This window comes from Vibrio sp. D173a, assembly GCF_030248475.1.
Genome location: NZ_JAHGAH010001291.1, coordinates 1 through 753, shown reverse-complemented (window position 1 = coordinate 753; position 753 = coordinate 1). Strand labels below are relative to the sequence as shown.

The 753-nt window shown below is 46.1% G+C and carries 1 pseudogene; it reads right to left on the bottom strand.

Going from position 1 to position 753, the window contains the following annotated elements:
- Nucleotides 1-679: pseudogene (malF, locus tag KIV40_RS32920) on the bottom strand (maltose ABC transporter permease MalF); the annotation flags it as partial.
- Nucleotides 680-753: the final 74 nt, after the last annotated feature.

Genomic DNA, 753 nt, shown 5'->3' with positions numbered 1-753 from the left:
TTTCGCCATCATCTTGCATTGTGTAAAGCGGAGCGACTGCAGCAAACTTACGTAAGCCGCTCATGCGGATGTCTTCACCCGTTGGAAGGTGGAAGTCGATAGCACTGATTGCTGTGCGATTTTGGATGATCGTTTTGATCTTCTCTTTTTCGCCTTGAGCCGCATCGATAACCGCAAGATCCATATCACTGATGTTCAAGTTATCAAGCGAGAACTCATCCGTCGCCAGAAGCTGCTCACCATCTTTAACCACGATTTGATGGCCGTTATCTGTTTTGTACAGAGTAAATGGGAAGCTGTCACCGCTTTGGAACGTACGGTCCATTAGGACGGTTTGAGTACGCTCAAGCGAAAGTTGGTTTTTTGCACTGTAGTTAGTGAACGCAAGACCGACGGTATAAGCCAAAGGGAAGAGAATGAATAGAATCATTCCGGCAATACCAGGGTAGATATAACGGTGTGCGTAAGTTTTCTTGCTACCGAAAACGTAAAGAGCTAAAGCCGTTAGGATCACTGTAAGCAACGCGAATGCGAGCTCACCGCGAGAATACATTAGGATTGTAGCGTAGCCATTGATTAAGCCTACGCTACCAAGCAATCCCCACTTAATGAAGACGCTTTTACTTCCTGGAAGGCTTGTTGGTGCTGGAATAGCATCTGTACCTTGAACTGACTGCATAGAGGAACCTGCTAGCGATATATAAAATAGAAAAGTAAGGAGGGGTTGCCCCCTCCTTAAAAGGGTGTTTCGTC